Below are 25953 nucleotides of genomic sequence, written 5' to 3' on the forward strand. Positions count from 1 at the left end.
ATTATAGAAGGGCAATCACTTAAGTCTTGAGCAGAACCTTAAGGGATTGCCCTATTAACATTGCTATGTAGATGATGGATTTACAGGATTTGACCAATACGTGGTTGGAAGCTCGGATCTTGAGGATCGTAAAATACCATCTCTCGTTCAAAGTTGCTGCCATAATGGTCAAGCTTCGAAATATCAAGGTCGATTCCGAATCCTGGACGGTGTGGCAAAGCGATTTTACCTTGATTAAAAACAAGAGGTTCACGAAGTAAATCGCCAGTCATAAAGTTGAGGTGGGTATCATTGGCAAAAGGGAAATTCCGCGATGAAGCAACAAAATGCACATTGCCGAGTGTACCGATACCCGTCTCTGCCCAGCTTCCTGTGACACACCAAATACCGGCTTCATTCGCTAAGTCAACGATTTGCTTCGCTTTCAAGATGCCGCCTGCTTCTGATGGGTACACCAAAAAGCATGCGCATGCCCGCTTATCGATTAACCGCAACGCATCCTCGTACGTTGCGCAGCCTTCATCGGCTATAATCGGCACATCGACTGCCCGGCTTACTGCGGCCATACCGTCGACATCATCATAACGAGTTGGTTGCTCAACCATCTGCAAATCATATTTTTCCATCTTGCGAATCGCTTTGATTGCCGTTGGAACGCTCCAGTTTTGATTGGCATCAATACGGATTTTCACGAACGGCCCGACTGCTTCGCGTACGGCTTTCACACGTTTTTCATCCAGATCAATGTCCCGGCCGACCTTCAGCTTCAATTCCGTATATCCCGCAGCAACAAATTTTCGCGCTTCTTCTGCATTATTTTCTGGTGAATCGATAAAGATATAACCTGAAAAAGCCACTTCAGATTTACATTGTCCCCCAAGCAAATTATATGCCGGTGTATTCAATATTTTTCCTCGCAAATCTAGCAGTGCCATCTCGATCCCAGCCAGCCCATAGTAACCGATTTGTTTCCAATTGACACTGTATTGTTCCAATTGGTGCAGTATGGATTCTAATTCCATCGGATCGCGCCCTAGTAAGAAAGGGGTAAACTCTTTATCAACGACGGTTTGAATAACGGGTATTGTAGGCCCTACCGCTTCACCTACACCGATTAAACCTTCGTCCGTCTCAATTTGGACAATAAGAGATGGGGCGCTGTATCTCGTTCCTCCCGACCATTTTTCACCTTTAAAGAAAGGAATCTTAATCGCTTTAGTCTTGACGGCAGTTATTTTCATTTGAGTACCTCCTCGTCATGTTCATTGCTAATTATAATTTTGATTGTTTCATCAGGATGATTGCGGGCAAACACCAAAGCTTCGTTTAATTGATCGAAACCGAAACGATGGGTGATGAGCGCCTTCACATTCACCGTATTGCTGGCCAACATATCGATAACTCGGGGCCATACGTCAGGGGCGTTCGTCGAGCCGAGAAGTCTGAGCTCCTTCATGACTACTGTCTGAATATCGACGCTAATTGGTTTATCCGGTAGTCCGAACAGCAATAATTGCCCTCCAGGCTTTAATGCGTCTATGCTTGCTTGTAACGACGCCTCTGTTCCTGCTGCATCAATTGCAATATCCTGTGTATTCATTAAAGGCAAAGTCTTCGGATCTATTAATCGTATATTCACGCAATGATCCGCACCGAATGATCGACCGAGTGCCAGCCGATTTTCATTCATACCCATCAATGTAACACAATTAACGCCTGCTGCTTTCAACAACTGCACATAATATAAACCCGTCGGTCCATCACCCATTACAATTGCATGTATGCCTAAGCGTATCGTTAATTTATCAATACCGCCTAAGCAGCAGTGCAGCGTCTCCGCTTGAGAAGCTTCTTCGAAGCTAATCGAATCAGGTAATAGATACAGATTAGCCGCGGGGACAGTCAAATATTGCTGCCAGCCTCCTGGATGATGCAGGCCGATTTCACCTGCAGCAAGGCAGCGATGCTTATGTCCCGCACGGCATTGCCCACAGCGTCCACAACTGATTAATGGATCAATGCAGATGCGATCTCCGATGGACCAGCCTGTAACATGCTCGCCAATTCGCACGATGCGGCCAGCTAATTCATGTCCTAATGGGAGTGGGGGAGAACTGAACTTGGCATGACCGCTCAATATATGTAGATCCGTACCACAAATCCCGATCGCTTCAATTCGGATTTCGACTTGGCCGATACCCGGGGGCTCACGATGATTATGTCGCATTTGCACTTCATTTTCCCCTGTCCATTCCCAGATCTTCATATGCTGTTCCATAGATACCCCTCCAGTCATCCAAGCTTGCTGAAGCATTTAAGCTTCATTTCGGTAACAGATGCGATCCACCCATGACAGGATACATTGGGAGATTTCGGAAAGCTTCTGCATACTTTACACCAATGGTCATCCCTCTAATGATAGAGGGTCTAGACAACATTTCGACATAGTCCTCATTGTACATATGCTGCAGCCACTCATCCTGGCTCTTATGGCACTTCATCATCTGACTTTTCAGCTCGAAGCAATCGGAGACATCGACAAACACCTCGGGGTCAAATCCGATCCCGCCGACGTTATCCATAATAAAAACATGGGGGATTTTGCTCATTGGCGGATATTCCGTTTCAATTAGCGGTACGGTTACAGGAATGCGGCAGTCAATAGCAATTTCTCCACTTATTCGGTGATCAGGATGATAATCATTAGAACCGTGGACGATCATGAAATCAGGATTCGCCTTGCGAATGGCATTGATGAATGCTAGTCGTGTCTCGCGATCATGGAAAAGGAACTCATCATCATATCCCATCCAGATGAGATCTGCGCCTATTAATGCCGCAGATGCTTCTGCTTCTTTCTTGCGAATCGCGGCAATTTCTTCACGGCTCAGCGTTGGTGAGCCTACGTTACCATTTGTAGCAATCATAATTGTGACATGGTCGCCTCTTGCTGCACATTTTACTAATGTACCCCCGCACAAGCCTTCGACATCATCGGGATGTGCGCCAATTGCCAATACTCTCATTGTTCATCCTCCACTGATTAAGACGTTCGCAAGAAGATTAAACCATATGAATTTGAATATTGTCAACAATATTTAAATTTTGAGAGAAGATGATAAGTTGTCTTTCTACTGATATCTGATTGTTATTTAGATTTTGTTGACAAAATACAATCATCTCAGTAATGTAAAGACAAAGTGAATTATTAGAATAATGATATTGGGGGGCTAATTGTGACTGGTTTTACTTTTAATCAGCAGACGAGTATCTCTCTACGAGAAAAAGTAACGAACGATATACGGGATGCCATTCTTAAGGGAGAATTAAAGTCCGGGAGTCGGCTAAAGGAAACTGATATTGCCGATCAGATGGGGGTTAGTCGGGGACCTGTTCGGGAAGCGATCCGTCAATTGGAAAGAGAAGGGTTACTGATCACTTATCCGTATCGTGAGACGGTAGTTGCAGATATTGAAGTGGATGAAGTCAAAGACATTCTAATCCCGATTCGACTGCATCTTGAACAGTTCGTGATCAAGAGATATATCGAACAAATGGATACACCCTTTTTCGAACAATTACAACAGGTTGTTGATCGAATGTCGAGCTGCTTTGAGGAAAATCAATTGGATCAGCTGATTGAGCTTGATGTGCAATTTCATGAAATGATTATTAATAGGGCCAATGAAAGAACGGTGCTCATGACGTGGAATAGCATTCTAAATCAAACGCGGCTTCACTTCATCAAGAATGTCGGCTACTACGCTAACAATCGGATCGTTAGGGATCATCAAATCTTGTTGGACAAACTGATGACGAAGGACCTGGATTTGATCTTGTTAGAACTTCAACGCCATCTGGAGGGTGAGGAGTCTTTTCTTTTTTAAAATTATAAGAATTTATAAGTTTCACACTTATAATGACGCTTAAAATTCACCGTAAACGATTGTCCGCCAGAGGACGGCGATAGCCGTTTTTACTTGATGGAACCTATTTGAAAGAACTTGAAGCCCCCGGCGGGGGCTTTTTAATATTAATGTATCTTATATTCGGTGGGGGCTATGGCTTACCAGTGTTGAAACGAATGAAAATGTCTATTTTCACGAAATTGACGTTAATGTTTCTAACTGTTCTATTGCCATTTTAAGCGATGACATTATTAATCAATAAGGGAAACTAGCTCTCTTACTATAACGATAAGAGCGGGGTAAAGTCTAATATAGGCTTTGTCCCGCTCTTTTTCGTCTTATAACTTCTTAAAATTGTTCATATATTGCACTAACTGAGTGAGCGGGATCGTCCTTATTAAGCATCCAAAACGATACCCCAGGATTGACGTGACAAGATTTCCAATAATTTGCTTGACAGATGATAGTGATAACCATTATCATAATAACCGAAAGAGACAATGAAAATCATTATCATTTAAAATGGTAAATGATTATCAAAAACATACATATGCGGAGGGGTAAATTTTGAAAAAGTTATTATTGCTAATGCTTATTGGTGCTTTTAGTGTGATGACGGCATGTTCATCGACCAATACGGCGGAAAATCAGCCTAAAAGCGAGGTGGCAACAAATTCTCCAAGTAATGAAACGAACAAGAGTAACACAGCCGAGAAAACTGACGCTGTATATAGTTTAGAGAACGATGGTGTCGATGAAGCGTTGTTCAAGGAATCGTTGAGTCAATTTCCTTCTACTGTGCCGGAGCGTATTGTTACGACTTCTGTACCATTAACAGAGATGCTCTACTTGCTTGGTGTAACACCTGTTGGCGTGCCAACATCCACTAATCCGATCCCAGCGGATTTCGAGAAAATTGAGCGAATTGGCTCACCGATGGCACCGGATCTTGAAGTTGTTACTAAGCTTGAGCCAGGTTTGATTCTTGGCGCGGAATCACTGCGCAGCACATTAGACAAAAATTTGGAAGGCCTTGAGCTGGAGAAAGCATACTTAAGAACGGAATCATTCGAGGACCTGAAACTAGGCATTAAAGTATTGGGTACTTATTTTAATAAAATCGATGAGATGAACGCTGCATTGACCAAAATCTTGGATAAGGAAAATGAGTTGGTCAAACTAGCTGAAGGCAAGGAACTTCCAAGCGTTATGCTTGTTATCGGAACTTCGGATTCCTTCATGGTAATGAGTGAGCGCTCTTACCTAGGCAGCTTGGTGAAGAAGCTTGGTGCAGACAATATTGCGACGTCCGCACTTAAAGTGACTGAGGCATACTCTCCAATTAATATGGAGAATGTAGTAGCGGCTGATCCAGATATTATTCTTGTACTCGCTTCAGGTGATCATGGTGCGTCAGAAGACAAGTTTAAGAAAGAAGTGGAAAAAAATACCGCATGGACTCAGCTATCCGCATATAAAAACGATAAAATTCATATTTTGGATTACAGTATATTTGGCGTAACCTCTATCATTAATGTGGAGAAGGCTCTGACTGAAATCGCAAATTATTTCTATGAATAGCTAGAGGAGATAGCGTGTGATAAATACATCTCGAAGCAGGCTGATTGTTATTTTAACGTTAGGACTTGCAATCGTTGCCGCGATAATCGCAATTGGACTAGGCAGTGTGCCCATCTCGATACCTGAAATATTAAAAACGTTATTTGGTTCATCATCCAAAGCGGTTAATGCCACAATCATATGGGAAATTCGATTGCCGCGTGTATTACTGGCATTGATCATTGGGGCCAATATAGCGATATCGGGCGCGCTCTTGCAAGCTGTAATGGGTAATCCGCTAGCTGATCCTGGTTTGACGGGCGTGACCAGCGGTGCAGCTGCTTGTGTGCTTGTCATTATGCTGGCAGCACCTGAATATACGCAATTCATTCCGATTGCCGCTTTCGTTGGGGGATTAGTTTCAGCGACTATTGTTTATGCACTAGCATGGAGACGGAATGGCATTTCACCGATTACAATCATCTTATCTGGTGTAGCGGTGAATGCCTTGTGCGGGGGAGTAATTGGATTTCTTACAATTATGTACAGCGATCGACTCCCAGCCGCGGTTCAATGGCTTAACGGCAGTCTGGCAGCGAAAGGAAATATGGCCTTATCAATGGTTTATCCATATGCTATTGTCGGTTGGATTCTATCCATATTCGCCATTCGCAAGGCGAATATTATTCGGCTGGGCGACCAAGTCGCGTCTAATCTAGGCGAGAATGTGAATCGAATTCGTATATTATTGTCGTTATTGGCTGTATTCTTAGCTGCTATCTCTGTAGCGGCTATCGGCATGATTGGATTTGTTGGTCTCATCGTACCGCATATGGCTAGAATGCTGGTTGGTTCTGATTATAAGTACATGCTGCCAATGAGTATGGCGCTTGGAGCGCTTGTTCTGTTGATTGCCGATACGGGGGGGCGTACCTTGTTCTCACCTCTTGATATACCTTCCGGTATACTTATGGCTGTTATCGGGGCACCGTATTTTCTGTACCTAATGAGAAGGAGGGCATTCTAACATGTTTACTGTTGATTCTGTGTCTATACGTTATGAGCAGAAGAGTATCATCAACAACTTCTCCTTCTCCGTTAAACAAGGTGAGATTATGTCTATAATTGGACCGAACGGTTCAGGAAAATCTACTTTGCTCAAAGCAGTATCGCGTCTTATTCCTTATCATACAGGCTCAGTGGTGCTCGATGGTACAAACTTGAAAACAATGACTGCCAAACAAGTTGCTCGTAAAATGTGCATGCTTAGTCAGAAAAACCAAGCGCCGAGTGATATGACCGTGATCGATCTTGTCTCTTACGGTAGATATCCTCATAAAAAATGGTTCGAAAAATTAAATCATGATGACATGGAAATCGTCAGTTGGGCGCTTGATAAGACACATATGACAGACTATAAGGATCGTACGGTCGCTTCTTTGTCCGGTGGTGAATCACAGCGAGCATGGATTGCTATGGCTCTTGCGCAGCGTCCGAAAATTCTGTTGCTAGATGAACCGACGACTTACTTGGACATTTCTCATCAGCATGAAGTACTAGAGCTCGTTAGAGAGCTTAACCAAGATATGGGCATGACCGTTGTGATGGTTCTTCATGATCTTAATCAAGCATCTCGTTACAGTGATAGTGTTGTTGTCGTTCAGGCTGGGGAAAAGGCGATGAGCGGCACACCGAATCAAGTCATGACAACGGATATGATCCGAAAGGTTTATCGGATGGATTCAGAAATTCAATATATTCCTTCTGAGATGAAGCCGCGAATCCATTTATTAAGTACGGTTAGGTAGTTAAATGAAGGTAAGAATATGATTGATGGAGGGTTTATTTTGAAAAAACCAGTTGATTTGGAGAAAAATAAGGAAAATTATTTGAATTTTATCGCGACTCGCAAAATTATTATTTTGAGTCTAATAGGTGATGAAGGCAAGCCATTCATTAGTTATGCGCCGTTCGTTAAGAAAGAAGGCAAGCTCTACATATATATCAGCAAGATCGCCGATCACTATAGATATATGGAAAGCAATGATTTTGTTGATGTGATGCTTATTGCTGACGAGTCCGAAACAAACAATAAGTTTGCAACAGAACGGGTACGTTGGAATTGTACGGCTAGCAATATCGGCAATGATGGACATGAGGATATATTCGAGCTGTTCAATAACGATCACGGTGCGAAAATGATGGATTTGCTGCGCGGACTTGATTTCTCGTTGTTTGAGATGACTCCTGTTGATGGCCGTTATGTTGTAGGATTCGGCATGGCATTTGATCTGGATGTAGATGCGAATAAATTCGAACATGTTGTAATTGATAAGAAGAAAGAAACGGTTTAAAGGAGTGAACCCCGAATGATTTATTCTACAGTGCTGCCGATTTGGCAGGCGATTCAAGAACGTTTCCACAAGACGGTAAAGGCATTGCCTGAACAGGACCTCGGCTTGCAGATTGGTTCGGCGACAATTGAATCTCTAATTCGTCATAGCGCAGAAGTTGAATATATGTTCGCTGATTGGTTTTTTGGTAAGAGTAAACCGGTGGAGGATAATAGGAGCAAAGGTGATGACGCGGCGCTTACTACTAGGATAGAAGAATTAGTTGAGCTGCTGACATCTTCCAACGAAAATTTGCTAGAAGCAATGCGTGCGCTTCCTGAGGATGCATGGCATAAGCCTGTTGAGTCGTCTTTCGGAACATCGACACCATTAGAAGCTATAGGTAGACTAATGTATCACACGGGGATTCACTCCGGGCAAATTTCTCTTATTCAGAAAAATGCTCGCAGTAAAGAAACTCCCCAAACAACAGTATAATATGTCTTTCTTATTAGTAAGTGAATATCTAAGCATTTCGACTCAAGCAAGCTTGAGTCGAAATGCTTTTTTTTGTCTTGGCGTGCAGCATAAAGGTAAAGTTGGCTGTGAAATTAGACCATCCTGTTACGATTAGAAAAATCAAAAATATGATGAAAATGAGCCTAATGAACGGCATTTGTTACTGAAGGAGTGCAGTAGTGTGGGGCAAGTCTTTGACTGTATTTCATACATTCAGCTCTTCTTCAAAAACGCTATATTTGTCCTAGACTGTATTTCATCCAAGCTAATCGGCTGTTCCGCAGACAAAGAGCTTCTAACTACCTATTTGATTGGATCTTTTCCATTCAAACTCATTGGAACATAGAAGTATTCGGTGTTTGAATGGACAATATCCAATCTAATCGCCTCGCCTATCAATCCTTCGCGTCCATTACGTAGTTTTCAATAAGCTTCTCTTAGCCCGCGTTACAATTCGTTTTGTTTCCTTCGTATTTGAATCTTCCAACCATGCATGACAGGTCTGAAGCACCCAGTCAGGATTGGTTTTGCTTGCATCATTTAACCAATTGCCCACAGAATCTTGAACATATTTGATCGGGTCGGATTTTACAGCTTCTAGAAGCGAAATAGCAAGAGAGGGGTTCTCTTTTAAAGCGATAATATGCTTAGACCAGACGCCGTGCGGGCGAATCGATTCAATGGCAAACCTCCTAATGTTGGCATCCTTATCCATCACCCAATCGTTTAACAGAGCAATGGATTGCATGAGGTGGCTGGAAATCGATTCTCTCACGGCCATCCATGCAATTTCACGTACGCCAAAATGGGTATCAGCAGCAAAAGGACGGATGCCTGTCAGTTTAGTTTCTGGAGACAATCGCTGATCAAGCCCAATGATATAGGCAGCCCAGCAGCGGACGCTGTCTGATTGGTGAGTAGCAAGAGCTTCGAAGATTTGGGTTCTTTGCTCATCTGATCTCCGCTCTAGCAGGTTAAGCCACTCCCGAGCAATAGCGGGTATGATTTTCATCATCTTCTTTTCTTTCAAATGATCTAGTCCTGCTTGGAATGAAGCAGACTCGTGCTGTATTCCAAGCTCATCAAACACATTTTGGAGAAGCAGCGCATGATCGACAGCCAGCCATTCTGTCAGATTTACGCTTTGCAGTTTCCCTTTCTGAAGCAGTTGAATTACTTCATTCGGAATGTCGCCAATCTTTTGGGCACCTTTCCGTTGTGTAATGAAATCAGATAGTGCTGCTGTCTTTTCTTTATCCATGAAATACGTTCTCCTCTATATGATGAATTGTAATTATTTTTACAATACTTATATAAGATAAAGAAAGATGTAATGTAGATTACAGTTCGTTGTTTGAGAGAAGATCTCGACGGATATAAATCGTTTTCAAACCTGTTTTAATCATTTTTTCTTCCGTAAGCTTTTTCAAAGCTATCGATACGGACTCTCTTGTTGCGCCAACTAAATTAGCGATTTCTTGATGAGAAAGAGGTAAATCAATCTTGCAATAATCATCCTTACTATCGCTTCCAAATTGATTAGAAAGCTTTAGAATCGTATGCAAAATTTTATCCTGCAGGTTTCCGAGGGCGAGATTTTGAGTTAAACTGCTCATGGATATAATGCGATCACTCATCACTTTTATTAAACTCATCATAAATCGAGGACGTTGAATCATAAAATCTTCAAATCTATCTCTATTCATTAAACAGATGTGGCATTCTTCTAACGTTTCTATATACATATCCCGTGTCCCCAATGAAATGGCATCCATTTCGCCAAACACATTTCCTTCGCTGAGTATATCTAAAGTGAATTGTTTACCATCCGCGTTTAGCTTACATAAGCGAACCTTCCCTACTTTCACATAATAAAGCGCTTCAGAATAGGTTTCCGGAGATTGAATAAACGTGTTTTTTGGGAAAATTGTAATCGAAGTTAATTCATCCATTTCTATTAAGTCCTCCATAGAGAGACTATTTAGTAGATTGAATTGTGATAGGTATAAAATGTTATCCATTTTTCCTCCATGCTGTTGCTCATAATGAATAATTTCTAAGAGTGATCTTTCAATTGATATGCTTTGTAGCACACATTAATTGTATCGAATAAGTAAACTGCTCCAATGATATAAACAAATCCTTCGGTTCCTCGGTTCCATAAAGAGGATACCCAGTCAAAATCTTCACTGCCTTGGGCAAGTAAACCATGCTCAACTAATTCATTCAAAAATAGCGAATTCCATATGTCTGGATTCGTAAAAATGATCAGGCCAACAACGAATGAGATGATGTTAATGATGACATGGGAATAAACGAGATTCATAGTCCATCTTCTTGCTATTATTTTCAAGCAATCTCTCAGTATTCCAAGTGCGATTAAAAGCCAGATTAACGGGGAATATCCGCGAAATACAGCTTCATTAAAGAACGGAATAATTGACGATTGTCCTTCATGAAATCTAATAATCCCTAGTAAATGATCGGAAACAGTAAATAGAACTAAAAATAATATAGTGAAAATAATTCCTGTAATAGGCTCGCTGAGCTTAATCTGAGCTTTAGAATGGGGGATTGGCTGAAGCATAGAGGGTTTCCAATCCTTATTGGAGTCTTGGTTGATCTTCGGAGTTTTAACACCTGCATATTCTATAATCCCAAATATGATCGTTACCCAGGCAAAGCCTTGAAGAGTAGCGCTGAACAATGAACCAAGATAATCAATGAACGATTCAAGTACTTGTACTTGTAAGGGATCCAAGAAGAAATCTATCGCGAACACGACAGTAAGCGAGATGATAATGGAAATGATCACAATTTTCAAGACAGTGAAATAGCTGTCATACAATACGGGACTGATCAGATAGCGCTGATTACCTCTGTATTTTGCAGCCAAAGTATTCGGATTCCCTAGCTCAAGTAGAACCTCCTCAATTGCTGAATCGTAGTCACTGCTTTCATGAAGTCGTTGTTCGATCATATCCTCGATTAGGCCTTGCAGCTCTTTCTCGATATCCGCCCGCTGTTGTTGCGGCAATTTGTGGGTAACAGCATAAATATACCTTTTAATCAGTTCCATCTTTTTCTCCTCCGTTATGAGTAATCAAGCCTTCCACGCTCGTGATCATATTTCTCCATTCTTGACATAGTTGAGCGTATACTTCCTCTCCAAAAGGGCTGAGTGAATAATATTTCCGTGGACGGGTATCGTTCGTATCCCATTCGCTTTGTAGAAGCTCTTGTTTCTCTAGTCTGCGCAGCAGTGGATACAAGGTGCCGGGATCAACTGCAATACCTTTCTCCTCGAGTACGGAAACCAATGAATAGCCATACTGTGGCTCAGACAACTGGCTTAATACGCCGATTATAATTGTTCCGCGTCGTAATTCCTGCATTAATCCACTGATTACTTCGTTTGTGTCCTTCATTTTACCAACTCCTGATCGTATTATACTGTATGGCGCACACTATTGTGAATATGATATTAAAAATATTTTATTACTATTATGCTGTTCACGAATTGCCGATTTAAGCTTATAATAGTCAAAACTAGCAAAGGAGAGCCTGATATGTATAATAAATTAGATTTAATTAACCATCTTGATCATGCGGGAATTGATAGGACGGGCACAGTGCTCATGCACTCCTCTATGAAAAGCATAGGAGAAGTAGAGAGTGGGGCTGACACTGTACTCGATGCCTTGTCTGAGTATATGCGAGAAGGATTGCTTGTTTTGCCGACACATACTTGGTCTTATATCAACGCGGAAAACCCGAGATTTTATGTGGAGTCATCACCTTCCTGTGTAGGTATTTTACCCGAGCTGTTTCGGAAACGAGCAGGTGTACTTCGTTCTTGCCATCCGACTCATTCAGTGGCTGCACTAGGTAAGGATGCTGCTTTATTCGTAGCTGGAGGTGAACGCTTCGATACACCTTGTCATCGGGAATCCGCCTGGGGTAAGCTGCTTGATCGAAAGGCAGCCATTCTTCTAGTAGGGGTGGACCTGCGTAGAAATACGTTCATCCACGGTATTGAGGAGTGGGTTGATATTCCGGGAAGATTAACCGACACTCATGAAGAGCTATATACAGTCCTACAAGATGGAACAGAGATGGCTGTGCCGTCTCGCAGACATCATGGTTTGTCATGGTCAGAGCATTTCTGGAAGGTGGAGGTTCTGCTTGAAAAACAAGGAGCGATCACTAAATCCCAATTCGGGGATGCCAATATGTGGGTGTGCGATACAGTGAAGATGACGGATATTATTTCCGGTATGCTGATACATAATCCTGATTTATTTTCGGATAATGAACCGCTGAGTGAATAGTCGAGGAGCTACTGGCTTGACAAAATCCTCTCGTTGTAGACGGTGCAGGCAGTCTCTATGTTGACGAGGCCCAATCGGTTCGACTAATCGACACACCGGAATTCCCTGACATTTATAAACCGACAGCTTCTAATCAAGGTAAAAACCTTGAAGATTTGCGAAATGCTACAGGTATTAAGTGGACTTTCGTAAGTCCAGCTGCTTACGGTTAATAAAGGAATAATAAAGAGAGCTCAAGCTGATAGGTAGCTCAGGAATTCCGACAGAAGTAGTGACTTCAATTGAATTAGACAGATTTTATGATAATGCATTAAGCAAGTGAAGAAAACGTTACATGACGGAGAGTACACTCTTCCCATTAAAAAATACCGATGAGCCATTCATCGGTATTTTTCGTTTGATATTATTTTTTCGTGAAGAAGGTAGCAAATTCTTTCTCTAAATCATCAGCGCTTTCTGAAATGATGAACATGACATAATTACCATTTGTAATAATTTTGTAGTTTTTGGCGATCTCGTATTGGTCTTGAAGATAAGATTCGTATTGCTTCGCGACGTCTTCCGCACGTTTTTTGATCCCGGTTTTTACAGTTGCGATATCTTTTTCTTTTTTAACCTTGAAAATGGCGATCTCGTTGACTTTGATGTTTATCATAGGCGTACGGACCGAAAATTCACTAAGTAAATCCATATCCATATAATAAGCTTCTTTTATCATATCGCTATCCATTTCCGAAAGTGAAGGCTGTTTAACTTCTTCGAGTATTTTGTCCAACATTTCCTTAGCCGACGGCATTACTACCGGTTCAGGATCTTTGGTAGGAGTAGGTTTTTTGGTAGGCTCTGGCTGTTTAGTAGGAACTGGTTTTTTTGTTGCTTCTGGTTTTTTGGTTGATTCCGGTTTCTGGGTAGGAGCAGGTTTTTTGGTAGCCGCTGGCTCTTTAGTAGCTGCTGGTTTCTTGCTTGGTGCTGCTTCTTCACTTGGCGCAGGCGCTTTGGTAGGATCCGGAGCTTGATCACTTGGAGCAGCCTCATCGCTTGGTGCTACTGTTGCTTCAGGACTATTGCTTGGCGTTACATCCGGAGTTGCTGTTGCTTCCGTAGTGGGTGTATTGGTAGCAACTTCCTTATTTCCATTCGATTCTCCGTTGCTGGAGCATGCGCTAAGCAAGTTCCCCAATAAAATAGTAGTTAATAAAATACCCAAAAAACGTTTCTTCATTATGTACATTCTCCTCGTCGGTTATATTTCCCAAAATTAGAGACGCAGCCTTTGTTATAAATGTTGCATTATATTATTTAATCGGAGATTTGAAGTACCTTTAACATCTGTGTCATATCGCATGTAAGATTCGAATAGTAATGCTTATAGTCAAAACTTGTCCGATCTTTAAATAAAATGAATCGATGTAAATAGAGGGGATGGATAATGAATATGGAAGAACAAGCAGCTCCGATTATAGCCATGTTAGGCATAGGGACGGCTGTCCCGAATTATCGAATGGATCAAGCAGATACTTCAAAGCGATTAGTTGAAGCTTTAAGCGGGAATTCTGATTCCGCGCGCTGGGCAAAGCGAATATTTAAACAATGCGGAGTAGAAAACCGCTATACCTGTGAACCTAACCTGCTGGAGTCGGCTGAGACTTGTCGATATTTTCCGAGAATAACGATAGACGGAGTACCTACAACTACTGAACGTATGAAAACCTACAAACGAGAATCGCTTCCATTGGGGCTTAGTGCTGCGACTAAGGCTTTATCGGACAGTGGAGTAGAAGCAGCTGATATTACTCATCTCATCACCGTTAGCTGCACGGGACAATTTCTTCCTGGCATGGACGCAGCTCTAGTAGGTCAACTCGGCTTAGCTGCAACGGTCAACAGAATCCCGCTTAACTTCCTGGGATGTGCCGCTGGGCTCAAGGCTGTATGCTTGTCACGGCAGCTCGTAGCGAGTAATCCATCTGCCAAAGTATTAGTTGTCTGCGTAGAACTATGCACGTTACATATTCAACCCTCCAGCAATCGAGAGGCCTTATATGCTGCTTCATTTTTTGGAGATGGTGCTTCAGCTTGCGTGATTGGTTCTCCATGTGAAAAGCATTTGCCGATTTTTCAATTAGGACATGTCCATTCGGTTCTTCTGCCGGAAGCTGCCAAAGAGATGGTGTGGGAGCTAGGTGAGCATGGGTTTGATCTCTATCTCTCCCCAGAAATACCGAAGCTGATAGGTAAATTCATTCCTGCGGAAATCGAGCGTATGAACAGCGGGGAATTTGGCCATACTGAGCTGGATCTATGGGCCATTCATCCGGGAGGGAAAGGAATTGTTGATATTTTGCAAGAAACTTTCAAGCTAACAGATGAGCAAACGAAACCAAGCCGTACCATTCTTCGTGATTATGGAAATGTATCCTCCGCTACTATATTATTCGTACTTCATGAAATGAGGCAGGAGTTAAGAAACAGCGGTTCTGAATCGAAAAATGGCATAGCGCTAGCATTTGGTCCTGGCCTTACGGCAGAGATGATTCAAATCACTTATATGCCTTCACCTATTATTCAAGAAAAGCTTCTAAGTGGCGCAAGTGTTTAAAAGGTTGAAGAAACGGGCTTTGGAGCCTGAGTTGATGGATGATTTGTCTGTTGGAGGCGAGGAGCTGAGCGTTGCGCTGCGGCATCTTCGAAGGCTTAATCGAATCTTTGGCGCCGCTGGCCCTACTCTGTATGGAATAAGAAGATTATGGATGGAAGCCGGCAAGCCGCAACGGTTTTCGATTATAGATATCGGGTCCGGATCGGGGGATGTAAATAAACGTCTCCTTCGGTGGGCGGATACCAACCAAATCGATTTAAACATTACATTAGTTGATATTACTGAAGAAGCTTGTGAGGAAGCAAAAATTTATTTTAAAAATGAGCCTCGAATCCATGTGCTAAGAAGTGATTTGTTTACACTTCCGGAGACGAGCGCTGATGTTATTACTGGAACACAGTTTGTTCATCATTTTGCAGCGAATGAGCTTCCGGATGTTGTAAACAGCATGCTGAAGGCGTCCCGATTAGGAATTGTCATTAATGATATACATAGGCATTGGATAGCGTGGTCGGCAGTATGGCTTACGGCGAGAATCATATCGAATAACCGATACATCTTGAATGACGGACCTCTGTCCGTAGCGAAAGGCTTTCGCTCGGAAGATTGGAAGCAGTTGAAGGAAGCTTTAAGCTTGCCTCAAATGCGCTATTTTTGGAGACCATTGTTTCGTTATTCAGTCGTCATAGGGAAACCAAAAGGCTAACTCACTAATTGGAGTTGAAGAGGATGAATCCTACCCATGATGTAGCTATTATTGGAGCAGGAATCGCTGGCAGTTGTCTGGCCAAAGCATTGGCGGATAAAGGCTGGTCAACGCTATTGCTCGATCGTCAGCATTTCCCGCGGCATAAGGTGTGCGGAGAGTTTTTTTCTCCGGAATCTAGAAGCATGCTGAACGCATTTGGCTTGCGAGGACTTGTAGAGTCTCTTCATCCTAGCTTAATCAATCAAACACGCTTGATCTCTAGTGAAGGGGATACTTTGGAAATTGCTTTGCCTGGCGTTGGCTTAGGGATGAGTCGTTACGCATTGGATGCCGCCCTGCATCTTGAGGCTGAAAAATCTGGCGTACAGGTATGCACCGCTACTACGGTTACCTCCGTGAATGCAAAGGATAAGGGTTACGAGATTGAAACGAAAAACGGTCAACAAAATAAAACGTTTCATGTGCGTGCTGTGATTGCAGCATGGGGGGCAAATCGCCGATCAGGAATTTTAGGAGGAAGTACTGCTGACTCTGCGGCCGCAAACCGCATGTATATGGGTGTGAAATCCCACTTTACAGGTGTAGATATCGGTCCAACAGTAGAGCTTTATTTTTTTCGCGGCGGCTACTTAGGTATCTCGCCAATTGAGGGTGGACTTGTAAACGTTGCAGCATTGCTGACGCGGAAAGCATTTAGTAACTCGGATAAATCAATACTAGGACTAATTGCAGCCGCTGCCAGTAGAAATCCGAAGCTGCAGCAAAAGCTGGCACATGCTGAAGCGTTGAAGGGGAGCCAAGCTGCTGTCGCGCCGGTTGATTTGAAGCGCAAGCCGATAGCTTGGGATGTAATCGCACACGTGGGGGATGCGGCACAAATGATCGCGCCGTTATGCGGAGATGGGATGTCGATGGCGCTGCGATCTGCTGAGCTATGCGAGCCGCTTGCTCATCGCTATTTAAGCGGTGAAATAACCCTCTCCATGTGGGAAGAGCAATATACGAGGGCACTCCGTAGAGATTTTAACCGTCCATTGCGATGGGGACGGCTGCTGCAAGCATTGTTTAATGTCCCGATTATACCTCGGATGTTGTTAGGCGCAGCACAGGTGATGCCGGATTTAGCCTATAAATTAGTTCAGGCAACTCGACTGAAGGAAACGCATAGTTAGCCTATAGATGAAGAGTGGGCCTGAGATGTTTCTCGGGCCTATTTTTCATGGTGATTTTTGTTAGATTAATATTCATTTTGCACTTAGAGTTTCTTTTTTTGTGATGCTATAATAGATATACGTGAATGCTTACCATATAAAAAGGCACGTAATTGGATCATATCTTTGAGGAGTGTAATCAAAATGGATAATTACCAAATACTATTATTTTATAAATTTGTTCAAATAAATGATTCTGAACGGGTGACAGCTGACCATTTGGCCTATTGCAAGGCTTTAGGAGTTAAGGGCCGAATTCTTATCGCAGAGGAAGGCATAAATGGCACGGTATCTGGAACGGTGGAGCAGACGGAGCAATATATGAGGGATCTTCGCAGCAATCCGTTGTTCTCTGATATTGCCTTTAAGATAGACCCATCGACCGGGCATGCTTTCAAAAAAATGCATGTCAAGCATAGACAGGAAATCGTTACATTGCGTTATAATAAACCACTTAATTATATAGAAAATACTGGACAGCGTTTAGCTCCAAAGCAATTTTATGAGTATTTGCAAAGGGACGATGTTATCGTTATAGACGGTAGAAACGATTATGAATATGATATTGGCCATTTCCGTAATGCAATCAAACCAGAGGTTGAAACATTTAAGGAATTTCCGCAGTGGCTGCTGGATAATTTAAGTGAATACAAGGATAAACCGATTCTTACTTATTGTACGGGCGGTATTCGTTGTGAGAAATTAAGCAGTGTGCTTCTTGATCAAGGCTTTAAGAATGTTTATCAGCTGGATGGCGGTATTGTTACTTATGGCAAAGACCCGGAAGTGCAGGGCAGATTATTCGATGGTAAATGTTATGTATTTGACGATCGGATATCTGTCACCATCAATCAGACGGAAGAAGATCGGATTATAGCAGCCTGCAAGCACTGTAATGAACCTTCCGACCGTTATATTAACTGTACAGATAACGTATGTGATGAACGACATATTTGCTGTGAGAAATGCGAAGAGGAGACCAAAGGGTTCTGTTCAGCGGAATGTGAAGAGGAGCTTAATATTTTGGCAGCCTGTGAGCTGGAAATTTAATTGAAAAACGAAAGGAGTCCCTAGGCTATTGGCTTAGGGACTCCTTTCGTAATATACCAGTCTACTTATTGGTTACTATAGAACTGGGCCGCTTTATCAATGTATTTCTTCCGGTCGTCTGTAAGATCATCTTCGTAATAAACGGCTCCGACTGGACAAGCGGCTTCACAAGCACCGCAATCAATACAAATATCCGCATTAATAAAATATTGATCGTCACCTTCCGCGATACAATCAACTGGGCAAACATCTACGCAATCCGCCATTTTCTCGTTAATACAAGCTTCAGTTATTACAAATCCCATTAGTCCTCACCCTTTATATTATTTTTGTTTGTTACGTAACGTTTAGCTATATATAGTCTATGATTTCGGAAACGGAAAGATTAATGTTTTCTTTGTCCTAAGGTTATACTCCTCTTTACAAACGGACAGAAAATGAGGTGCATTTCTGCACCTCATATGGGGTTTAGGCTGGGCTATGCGGCAGTGTTGAAAAATTATTTTTTTGCAGATTCGTACCGATTTGACACGACATCCCATTGAACAACATGCCAGAACGCGTTGATATAATCCGGACGTTTATTTTGATAGTTTAAATAATAAGCATGCTCCCATATGTCCAGCCCAAGAAGAGGTGTCAAGTTTTCCATTAGAGGACTGTCTTGGTTTGGAGTGCTTGAAATAACGAGCTTTCCACTATTGTCCATACTGAGCCATGCCCAGCCGCTTCCAAATCGAGTAGCTGCTGCTTTATTGAATTGCTCCTTAAACGATTCGAAGCCGCCTAATTCCTGTTCGATAGCTTCAGCTAAATGACCTGCTGGCTTGCCTCCGCCGTTTGGTCCGATTGATTCCCAAAATAAAGTGTGATTTGCATGTCCGCCACCGTTGTTTTGAACGGCAGTGCGGATTTCCGAAGGAATATGATTTAGATCCTGCAGTAAAGCTTCAAGGCTTCTGTTCTGAAGCTCAGGATAATTTGCAAGCGCCGCGTTTAAGTTTGTTATATAAGCGTTATGATGGCGATCATGGTGAATCATCATCGTTTGCTCGTCAATATGTGGTTCAAGTGCATTGTTCGCGTAAGGTAAAGCCGGTAATTGATGTGTCATAATTGATTCCTCCTAAAAATAGATGTTTAAGTTCTAATTACATCGTACACCAGATTTCATACTTAATCAATATAAATGTATAAATAGTATATAATATTGGACTAAAGGATTAATGTCAGTTCTTTCTGAATTTGTTGTTTTATTTTCTCGATGCATTTATCCAACGTTTTCCCGAATATTCTTTTCCCATTGACGAGTGCAAAGGGAGCGACGGTACAAAGGCCACAACAATTTAAACACTCCATTTGGATCACTGAAACGAGGGGAGAGGTATCTTCAATTTCGGCTAGATAGATGTCCTTTAAAGCATTTAAATTGCATATTTCAACTAGAATTACACCGATGTTAAACACACTCCTAACAGAAGTGATTAGTTGCTCTTCACAAGTGATTAATCACATTTCTTGCGGGTACCTTGAAACGTTGCTGTTCTAAAGCTTGCCCCGCAGCCGCAAGTGGCTTTTGCATTCGGATTATCAATTGTAAACCCGCCTGTCATTCCTTGCTCGATGTAGTCAATCTTCAAGCCGTGTAAATAGGGTTCGCTGCGTGTGTCCCATACCACCTTAAAACCCTCGTTTTGCATGGAGCTATCTTCTTGCAAAAGGGTATCATCCAGTTTAATTTGATAGGATAAACCGCTGCAGCCCCCATCTTCAATGCCTACCCTTAAAAATGTGTTTGCGATCTCAGCATCAGAAATCATTTGAGATATAATCGATTCTGCAGCTTTGCTTATTTCTATCATCACTAATACACCTCTCTATATAAAATTAAGTATAAATGTAAGAAATAAATTTGATTTATTATATTTAGTATATATAATTGTATATAAAAGATCAATTGTAATTTTGGGACGGGGGTAGAGACATAAATTTTAGAAAATGATATTATTGCAGTATTCATTATGAGCTTGTGGGGCATAAATTGATATGTATTGGAAGGTGAATATAGATGACAACTATAGATCAAGGACAGCTTTCGACGAGGGAATTCATTCTCCAGCTTATTAAAACGAAAGGTGACTTAACAACCAAGGACCTTACCGAAGAGCTAGGAATAACGGTTATGGCTGTTAGACGGCACATTCAATCGTTAGAGAGGGATAACCTTATAGCATCAAAGACGATTAGACAATCAATGGGCAGACCAACAGCTGTTTATTACTTAACCGAGCATGCTGAGGGTTTTTTTCCTAAAAAATATCAGACATTAACACTTGAGTTATTAGATGAGATTACGGAAAACTTTGGCGAGTCGGCTCTAGAACAGCTCTTTGAAGGACGAAAAAATAAAATGGTAAAGAAATACGATGCAAGCATGCAGGATAAAGACTTATCTGAGCGAGTCTCAACACTTGCAGATATTCAGAACGAGAATGGTTATATGGTCGAGGTAGAGAAGATTAATGATGATGAGTTTTTATTAAAGGAACACAATTGTCCGATTGAACAAGTCGCTTCGAAATATCAGCATGCTTGCCAGTGCGAATTGCAATTGTTTGAATCTGTGCTTGGAGATGCTAAAGTTGAGCGTACCGAGTGTCTTGCCTCTGATGGACAGAGATGTACGTATTCGATTAAAAAAATAAAAAAACAGTGAGGCGTCTAAAAGACATCTCACTGTTTTTTTATTTTTACCGTAGAGGACTTCGTTAATCGTTTACGTTTAAAGCTTCATATTACTGCTATGGCCAGGTGATAGCTTTGCAGTTGGATCTATATATACTTTAGCATTATTTATTGCAGTGGGAGCCTCTCCGAATCCGACAGCTATGAGCTTCAATTTACCTGGATAGCTTGTAATATCGCCGGCTGCGAAAATTCCCGGAATATTGGTCTCCATTCGGGTGTCAACGACAATGGAACCATTTTGAATCTCTAATCCCCATTCTGAAATGGGTCCAAGTGAAGAGACAAAACCAAAGTTTACGATCAGAGCATCGCATTCGATTTCTCGTGTCTCACCAGACTTATTAAATGTGATTGTGATTTTCTCAATTTGCTCATCACCATGCAGCTCGGTGATCTCTGCGGGAGTTACTACATTAACTTTCGATTTCATAAGATTTTCTACGCTATGCTCATGTGCGCGAAACTTGTCTCGTCTGTGAATAAGCTTCACTTCTTTTGCTATAGGCTCAAGCATAAGAGCCCAATCTACAGCAGAATCGCCGCCGCCATTTATAATAACCCGCTTACCTGCATATAAGCTTAAGTCATTTATAAAGTAATCAAGGTTTTTTTTCTCAAAACGACTCGCATTAGACAACTCTAATCGACGAGGCTCGAATGCGCCAATGCCACCAGTTATAATGACCGACTTACTGTAATGTGTAGCTTTATTCGTGATGATTTCGAAATGATGCTCATCTTTTTTGATCACTTGCTGAACCATTTCCTCCAGACAAACCTGCACTGGAAACTGGTTCATCTGTATATTTAAATTTTCGATGAGTTGCTGCGCGGTTACTTTAGGAAATCCAGCAACATCATAGATATATTTTTCGGGGTAAAGAGCCGTAAGCTGCCCGCCAAGCTGTGGCATACTATCAATAATTTTAGCACTTGCCTGACGCATTCCTGCATAAAATGCAGCAAACATACCGGCTGGACCACCGCCGATTATGGTAATGTCTGTAAATTGATCTAGTTGTTCAGCATTCACTAGAAGTTCTCTCCTTTGATTACTATATATTTTATATATTTATATATAATATTATACTGTATAACTTACCTTATATTCAAGCTTGTGTCAAAGAGGATTGCAAACCCCGATTGCTGCTTAGCTCAGAGCAGCTATTTTAAATTGTTTGCAAAAAAAACCAAAAGTTCGCATTTGGGATGAAGAGCATTCATTTGGAAAATAGTAAGTGTAGAGGCAAAGGAGGAAGGTAAGAAACGATGCACGTATACAAAATATGGACTATAAAAGTAATTGTTATTTTTGCCGTCATTTTTATGTCAGGAGTTCCACTTCTAGAAGCAGGATCAGAACCGAATAAAGAGGTAGTGTCTTTTTTGAACAAATTATATAAAGGACGAGCTGATTTAATAAGCCAAACTAATAAAGAACATATCGAGATGTTCTATTTGCTTGATCATTCGGCGAGTCGCTACGCATTGCGTCAAGAGCTACATAGAAACCAATATATCCATGCTTGGGGAGAACAAAGAGGAATTAATTTCGTAGAAGCAGTGAGCGATATTCGAATTACTCGTATCAAGATTGAAGGAAACACGGCACAGGTGTCGCTGGTTCAATCATTAAAGCTTAGTTATGTCTATTTGAATAAAATATTACCCCCTCAATCGTTCGGTATTGGCACCCGACATGCGCTCACTTTAAAAAAAATGAAGGGTGAATGGTATCTTTATAAAGAATGGTATTTGGACCCCCTTGATGAGAATTCGAAATTGATACCAGTTACTGCATCAGGATTTGCTCCATCTGCCAAATATAAAAAGGAAGTTCCTGTCGGAAATAAATACAATCGTACACGAGCGGTCGCTTTTGCCAATAAATATGCGGGAATTGCATGGGGGGCAGGAAATAATCATCGCTACAACCCCAAATATATGGACTATACAAGTAAGGGTGGTGATTGCACCAACTTTGCTTCTCAGGTGATCGGTGATCAGGATGAAGGCGGCGGCTTGCAAATGTCAGGCGGCTGGCGTTATTTCTATTCGGTAGGGGGCAGTAAGTCGTGGGTGCAGACTGATGGATTTAAAAACTACTTGCTCCGTTCGGGATATGGAAAGGTCATTGTCCAAGGCTTATTTACTGAGATCGTCAATCCAACTAAGAAATATCCGAATGGCGCCATTTCAGAACTATTGCCTGGTGATTTAATTGCGTATGTGCTTCACGGCGATGTTGATCATTTCTCAATTGTGACTGGTTTTGACGAAAATGGCTATCCGTTAGTCAATTCTCATACAGCTGACCGATACCGAGTGCCTTTTGATCTTGGGTGGGACAAGCATACTGGTTACATTCTTATTCATATGAATGATTAATCAGCAAGCATATCAGCCTCTATGGGACATACCTAAATCCTTTTTATCATAGAATAAAAAGGACAGGTTGTTAGTCAACTAGGGGTGAGGCAATGAAGCTGCCGCTTTTGTTCAAACAAACGGCGTTACGAACTAGCGCTATTTTTATAGTGAAAGTGATTGGTTTATTTGGAAGGATATCTTTAACGAGGTTGGTTGGAGCTGAAGGGGTAGGGATGTACCAATTGGTATATTCCTACTATGGCTTCGTACTCATGGTTATAACTGGAGGGTTTCCAACCGTATTAGCTATGTTCACGGCGAAAAATGCTGTGAAAGGCTGGATTTGGTTCAAAATTATATCTACAGTAATAATCATTTTTGGCGGAGTCATTAGTTTTTGTTCTTTCTGGTTCGCGTCCGATATTGCCAATATGCTAGGAAATCCTAAGTTAGATTTTGCTATCCGCTGCTTGGCGCCCGCGCTATTTGCAGTACCCTTGCTTAGTTTGCTGCGAGGATATTTGCAAGGTCTGGAAAACTACGGGATGATTGCTGTTTCGGAATTAATTGAACAAGCAGTCCGTGTAGCATCTATGCTAATACTCGTTGTACTCTTTTTGCATAAAGGTTCTCCGATTGCTGTGGGCGGCGGTATTCTTGGCACTTTTATTGGTGCTTTATTAGCTTTCTTCGCATTAATCTTATTTTTTGTATTTTCAAGCAGAAAAGAAAAAGAGGTCTCTGATGATCGGGGAGACTCGTCTATGAAGACGAGTCGTTCTGTTTTGTTGTGGTTTTTCCACTCCTCACTGATCATCGCATTCACACGAATGCTTGTCCCCCTTTCAGATTTTTTTGATGCCATTGTTATACCGAACCGGTTACAGGCAGCAGGGCATACTGCTTCAGAAGCAACCGCTATGTTTGGTGTCATTACCGGTATGGCGGTCATTGTTGTCTATATGCCAACCATAGTCACAGCTGCATTGTCTCATACGGTGACCATTAAAATCGTTACCGATTGGCGAGAACAACGAAATGATCTGTTTTATCTACGAATGCGAAAAGCGCTTGAACTCGGATGGGTTTGGGGATGTACGTCTGGAATGTTTCTCTTGGTGTATGGGTCGGAGCTTTCTAAACTTATTTTCGGTACGGAGGAAGCGGCAGCGCCAATACGCTATCTGGCAATTATACCGCTATTGGTCGGCTTAAGAGAATTAACGACAAGTATGCTATGGGCGCAGGATCGCAAGAAAGTACCGCTTGCAGGACTCATTACCGGTATTTGTGTGTCTGCTTTATCACATTACTTTCTTGTCCGTATTCCCGGTTTTGGATATGCAGGGGCAGCCATAGGCATACTCGCTTTAGAATTTGTAGCAGTTGTATGGAATTTATGTGCCCTAAGGCAGGGATGGGCTTATATATTTCGTCTTAAGTTGGTATTGATGGATGTCATTAGTATTGCATGTGCCATTCTTTTAGTAACTACATTTTTCATTTTTCCTATAATAAATGACTTACCCGAAATAATAAAATCCTATTTAGGAATGATTATGTTCAGTGGAGCAGCCGGATTATATATACTTGTACGCCTCTTTTACAATTATAAATCATAGCGCAACTAACAATGCAGCTCATGGATCAATTAGGTTGTACAATACATAAAGCCAATAGCCCCAGAGCCCGTATGAGTTGTGATGACTGGAGTAGCTGGACGAATTTGGACATTTGTGGATGTAATCCGGCCAATTTCCTCGCGAAGCCGTTCCGCTACCGGCAGATTATCCGCATGAGAAATTCCGATTTCGGTAACTTCTTTCCCTAGAATGTCCTGCTCAAACCGCTCCATCAGTCTTTTTATAATTTGGGATGAGGTACGCACTTTAGCGAACGGTGTATACACGCCTTCCTCAATAATTGCAATTGGTTTAATGCTTAGAATGGTGCTTATCCAGCCTTTTGCCTTTCCAATTCGTCCCCCCTTGACCAAATTATCGAGCGTTTCTACGACGACAAACAAAGTCGTACGATTACGAATATCTTTTAAGCGGTCAACAATCTGCTCTGTCGAACAGCCTTTCTGCGCCATTTTTGCTGCTTCTATAACTTGAAAGCCAAGTGCTTGTGAAATCATTTGTGAATCAATGACAATTACGTTGCTTGAAGACATCTCAGCAGCTGCATAAGCCGATGCATACGTTCCGCTCATACCGCTAGTCATATGAATAGAAATAATCGTGTCTCCATCTTTCCCGAGACGGTCATAGGCTTCTACAAATACACCTACGGCTGGCTGTGATGTTTTCGGAAGCTCTTCGGAGCTTTTCATTTTATGAATAAATTCAATAGGTTCAATCGTCACATTGTCTTCATAGGTCTCCCCATCCACATATATAGTTAACGGGATAACCTCTACTTGATATTTTGCTAGTATGTCCTTCGGCAAGTCTGTGGTGGAATCTGTTACTATCCTTATACCAGGCATATGTTAGTCTCCTTAGTTGCTATTTTAAACCACCAATACTGATGCCGCATTTACTGGCCCTTCATATAGTTTACTACGTTAAGTATGAGAGATTCAAATTCTGCATGTATAACCTGACATAACG

General features: G+C 41.8%; 28 protein-coding genes and 1 pseudogene. 15 read left to right on the plus strand and 14 right to left on the minus strand.

Going from position 1 to position 25953, the window contains the following annotated elements; translation table 11 throughout:
* Window positions 1–80: 80 nt before the first annotated feature.
* The 3 genes from AC0YN7_RS07410 to AC0YN7_RS07420 are packed head-to-tail and all read right to left on the minus strand — an operon-like array spanning window position 81 to window position 3026.
* Window positions 81–1241: a mandelate racemase/muconate lactonizing enzyme family protein gene (locus AC0YN7_RS07410; RefSeq protein WP_475809317.1), complete on the minus strand. Its 1161-nt coding sequence runs from the start codon at window positions 1239–1241 to the stop codon at window positions 81–83.
* Window positions 1238–2278 (minus strand): zinc-dependent alcohol dehydrogenase, encoded by a 1041-nt coding sequence (locus AC0YN7_RS07415; protein WP_475809318.1) that lies wholly within the window; start codon window positions 2276–2278, stop codon window positions 1238–1240. Before AC0YN7_RS07415 ends, AC0YN7_RS07410 begins: the two co-directional genes overlap by 4 nt.
* Before the next feature lie 43 nt (window positions 2279–2321).
* Window positions 2322–3026 (minus strand): PIG-L deacetylase family protein, encoded by a 705-nt coding sequence (locus AC0YN7_RS07420; protein ID WP_475809319.1) that lies wholly within the window; start codon window positions 3024–3026, stop codon window positions 2322–2324.
* Window positions 3027–3236: 210 nt separating this feature from the next.
* Between AC0YN7_RS07420 and AC0YN7_RS07425 the strand changes: the two genes are divergently transcribed.
* From AC0YN7_RS07425 to AC0YN7_RS07450, 6 genes are all read left to right on the plus strand, one after another.
* The gene (locus AC0YN7_RS07425; RefSeq protein ID WP_475809320.1) at window positions 3237–3887 is read left to right on the plus strand and encodes a GntR family transcriptional regulator; all 651 of its coding nucleotides are present in this window, start codon (window positions 3237–3239) and stop codon (window positions 3885–3887) included.
* A 588-nt stretch (window positions 3888–4475) separates the two neighbouring features.
* A complete protein-coding gene (locus AC0YN7_RS07430; protein ID WP_475809321.1) occupies window positions 4476–5489 on the plus strand; it encodes an ABC transporter substrate-binding protein in 1014 nt (337 codons plus the stop codon).
* Between the two features lie 16 nt (window positions 5490–5505).
* Window positions 5506–6495, plus strand: coding sequence for a FecCD family ABC transporter permease (locus tag AC0YN7_RS07435; RefSeq protein WP_475809322.1), 990 nt, complete (start codon window positions 5506–5508; stop codon window positions 6493–6495).
* Between the two features lies 1 nt (window position 6496).
* Window positions 6497–7276, plus strand: coding sequence for an ABC transporter ATP-binding protein (locus AC0YN7_RS07440; RefSeq protein WP_475809323.1), 780 nt, complete (start codon window positions 6497–6499; stop codon window positions 7274–7276).
* Between the two features lie 39 nt (window positions 7277–7315).
* Window positions 7316–7822, plus strand: coding sequence for a HugZ family pyridoxamine 5'-phosphate oxidase (locus AC0YN7_RS07445; RefSeq protein WP_475809324.1), 507 nt, complete (start codon window positions 7316–7318; stop codon window positions 7820–7822).
* A 15-nt stretch (window positions 7823–7837) separates the two neighbouring features.
* Window positions 7838–8299: a DinB family protein gene (locus tag AC0YN7_RS07450; protein WP_475809325.1), complete on the plus strand. Its 462-nt coding sequence runs from the start codon at window positions 7838–7840 to the stop codon at window positions 8297–8299.
* 433 nt (window positions 8300–8732) lie between these two features.
* Here the strand turns inward: AC0YN7_RS07450 and AC0YN7_RS07455 are convergent, their stop codons facing one another.
* The 4 genes from AC0YN7_RS07455 to AC0YN7_RS07470 form a co-directional block, all read right to left on the minus strand.
* A complete protein-coding gene (locus AC0YN7_RS07455; protein WP_475809326.1) occupies window positions 8733–9581 on the minus strand; it encodes a DNA alkylation repair protein in 849 nt (282 codons plus the stop codon).
* Window positions 9582–9660: 79 nt separating this feature from the next.
* Window positions 9661–10341 (minus strand): Crp/Fnr family transcriptional regulator, encoded by a 681-nt coding sequence (locus AC0YN7_RS07460; protein ID WP_475809327.1) that lies wholly within the window; start codon window positions 10339–10341, stop codon window positions 9661–9663.
* Window positions 10342–10376: 35 nt separating this feature from the next.
* On the minus strand, window positions 10377–11399 hold the full coding sequence (locus AC0YN7_RS07465) for a permease prefix domain 1-containing protein (protein ID WP_475809328.1): 1023 nt from the start codon (window positions 11397–11399) through the stop codon (window positions 10377–10379).
* Complete coding sequence (locus tag AC0YN7_RS07470; protein WP_475809329.1) at window positions 11386–11748, minus strand: PadR family transcriptional regulator; 363 nt, start codon at window positions 11746–11748, stop codon at window positions 11386–11388. The genes AC0YN7_RS07465 and AC0YN7_RS07470 overlap by 14 nt, the downstream gene beginning before the upstream one ends.
* 141 nt (window positions 11749–11889) lie before the next feature.
* On the opposite strand from AC0YN7_RS07470, the gene AC0YN7_RS07475 reads away from it, so the two are divergent.
* Both AC0YN7_RS07475 and AC0YN7_RS07480 read left to right on the plus strand, forming a co-directional pair.
* Complete coding sequence (locus AC0YN7_RS07475; RefSeq protein WP_475809330.1) at window positions 11890–12651, plus strand: AAC(3) family N-acetyltransferase; 762 nt, start codon at window positions 11890–11892, stop codon at window positions 12649–12651.
* Window positions 12652–12680: 29 nt separating this feature from the next.
* Window positions 12681–12857, plus strand: a pseudogene (locus AC0YN7_RS07480) (NAD(P)-dependent oxidoreductase); the annotation flags it as partial.
* A 197-nt stretch (window positions 12858–13054) separates the two neighbouring features.
* Here AC0YN7_RS07480 and AC0YN7_RS07485 read toward each other — a convergent pair.
* The gene (locus AC0YN7_RS07485; RefSeq protein ID WP_475809331.1) at window positions 13055–13873 is read right to left on the minus strand and encodes a DUF4358 domain-containing protein; all 819 of its coding nucleotides are present in this window, start codon (window positions 13871–13873) and stop codon (window positions 13055–13057) included.
* Window positions 13874–14080: 207 nt separating this feature from the next.
* On the opposite strand from AC0YN7_RS07485, the gene AC0YN7_RS07490 reads away from it, so the two are divergent.
* The 4 genes from AC0YN7_RS07490 to trhO all read left to right on the plus strand — a co-directional run bounded on the left by AC0YN7_RS07490 (window position 14081) and on the right by trhO (window position 18220).
* Window positions 14081–15250 carry a type III polyketide synthase gene (locus AC0YN7_RS07490; RefSeq protein ID WP_475809332.1) on the plus strand — a complete coding sequence of 390 codons (1170 nt, stop codon included), beginning with the start codon at window positions 14081–14083 and terminating at the stop codon, window positions 15248–15250.
* The gene (locus AC0YN7_RS07495) at window positions 15243–15956 is read left to right on the plus strand and encodes a methyltransferase domain-containing protein (protein ID WP_475809333.1); all 714 of its coding nucleotides are present in this window, start codon (window positions 15243–15245) and stop codon (window positions 15954–15956) included. The genes AC0YN7_RS07490 and AC0YN7_RS07495 overlap by 8 nt, the downstream gene beginning before the upstream one ends.
* 23 nt (window positions 15957–15979) lie before the next feature.
* Complete coding sequence (locus AC0YN7_RS07500) at window positions 15980–17131, plus strand: NAD(P)/FAD-dependent oxidoreductase (protein WP_475809334.1); 1152 nt, start codon at window positions 15980–15982, stop codon at window positions 17129–17131.
* Between the two features lie 183 nt (window positions 17132–17314).
* Window positions 17315–18220, plus strand: coding sequence for an oxygen-dependent tRNA uridine(34) hydroxylase TrhO (trhO, locus tag AC0YN7_RS07505; RefSeq protein WP_475809335.1), 906 nt, complete (start codon window positions 17315–17317; stop codon window positions 18218–18220).
* A gap of 65 nt (window positions 18221–18285) precedes the next feature.
* On the opposite strand, the gene AC0YN7_RS07510 is transcribed toward trhO, so the two are convergent.
* The 4 genes from AC0YN7_RS07510 to AC0YN7_RS07525 form a co-directional block, all read right to left on the minus strand.
* The gene (locus AC0YN7_RS07510) at window positions 18286–18525 is read right to left on the minus strand and encodes an indolepyruvate ferredoxin oxidoreductase subunit alpha (RefSeq protein WP_475809336.1); all 240 of its coding nucleotides are present in this window, start codon (window positions 18523–18525) and stop codon (window positions 18286–18288) included.
* A 194-nt stretch (window positions 18526–18719) separates the two neighbouring features.
* Window positions 18720–19334, minus strand: a complete 615-nt coding sequence (locus tag AC0YN7_RS07515) for a superoxide dismutase (protein WP_475809337.1) — start codon at window positions 19332–19334, stop codon at window positions 18720–18722.
* 101 nt (window positions 19335–19435) lie between these two features.
* Window positions 19436–19687, minus strand: a complete 252-nt coding sequence (locus AC0YN7_RS07520; protein WP_475809338.1) for a DUF1450 domain-containing protein — start codon at window positions 19685–19687, stop codon at window positions 19436–19438.
* 38 nt (window positions 19688–19725) lie between these two features.
* The gene (locus AC0YN7_RS07525; RefSeq protein ID WP_475809504.1) at window positions 19726–20082 is read right to left on the minus strand and encodes a HesB/IscA family protein; all 357 of its coding nucleotides are present in this window, start codon (window positions 20080–20082) and stop codon (window positions 19726–19728) included.
* 206 nt (window positions 20083–20288) lie between these two features.
* On the opposite strand from AC0YN7_RS07525, the gene AC0YN7_RS07530 reads away from it, so the two are divergent.
* Window positions 20289–20936, plus strand: a complete 648-nt coding sequence (locus AC0YN7_RS07530) for a helix-turn-helix transcriptional regulator (protein WP_475809339.1) — start codon at window positions 20289–20291, stop codon at window positions 20934–20936.
* Window positions 20937–21002: 66 nt separating this feature from the next.
* On the opposite strand, the gene AC0YN7_RS07535 is transcribed toward AC0YN7_RS07530, so the two are convergent.
* Window positions 21003–22001 carry an NAD(P)/FAD-dependent oxidoreductase gene (locus AC0YN7_RS07535; RefSeq protein WP_475809340.1) on the minus strand — a complete coding sequence of 333 codons (999 nt, stop codon included), beginning with the start codon at window positions 21999–22001 and terminating at the stop codon, window positions 21003–21005.
* Window positions 22002–22237: 236 nt separating this feature from the next.
* On the opposite strand from AC0YN7_RS07535, the gene AC0YN7_RS07540 reads away from it, so the two are divergent.
* Together AC0YN7_RS07540 and AC0YN7_RS07545 are read left to right on the plus strand one after the other, a co-directional pair.
* Window positions 22238–23356 carry an amidase domain-containing protein gene (locus AC0YN7_RS07540; protein ID WP_475809341.1) on the plus strand — a complete coding sequence of 373 codons (1119 nt, stop codon included), beginning with the start codon at window positions 22238–22240 and terminating at the stop codon, window positions 23354–23356.
* 92 nt (window positions 23357–23448) lie between these two features.
* Complete coding sequence (locus AC0YN7_RS07545) at window positions 23449–24960, plus strand: oligosaccharide flippase family protein (RefSeq protein ID WP_475809342.1); 1512 nt, start codon at window positions 23449–23451, stop codon at window positions 24958–24960.
* Between the two features lie 29 nt (window positions 24961–24989).
* Here AC0YN7_RS07545 and AC0YN7_RS07550 read toward each other — a convergent pair whose 3' ends face one another.
* The gene (locus AC0YN7_RS07550; protein WP_475809343.1) at window positions 24990–25829 is read right to left on the minus strand and encodes a DegV family protein; all 840 of its coding nucleotides are present in this window, start codon (window positions 25827–25829) and stop codon (window positions 24990–24992) included.
* Between the last annotated feature and the right edge of the window lie 124 nt (window positions 25830–25953).

This window comes from Paenibacillus sp. J31R122 (assembly GCF_056269185.1).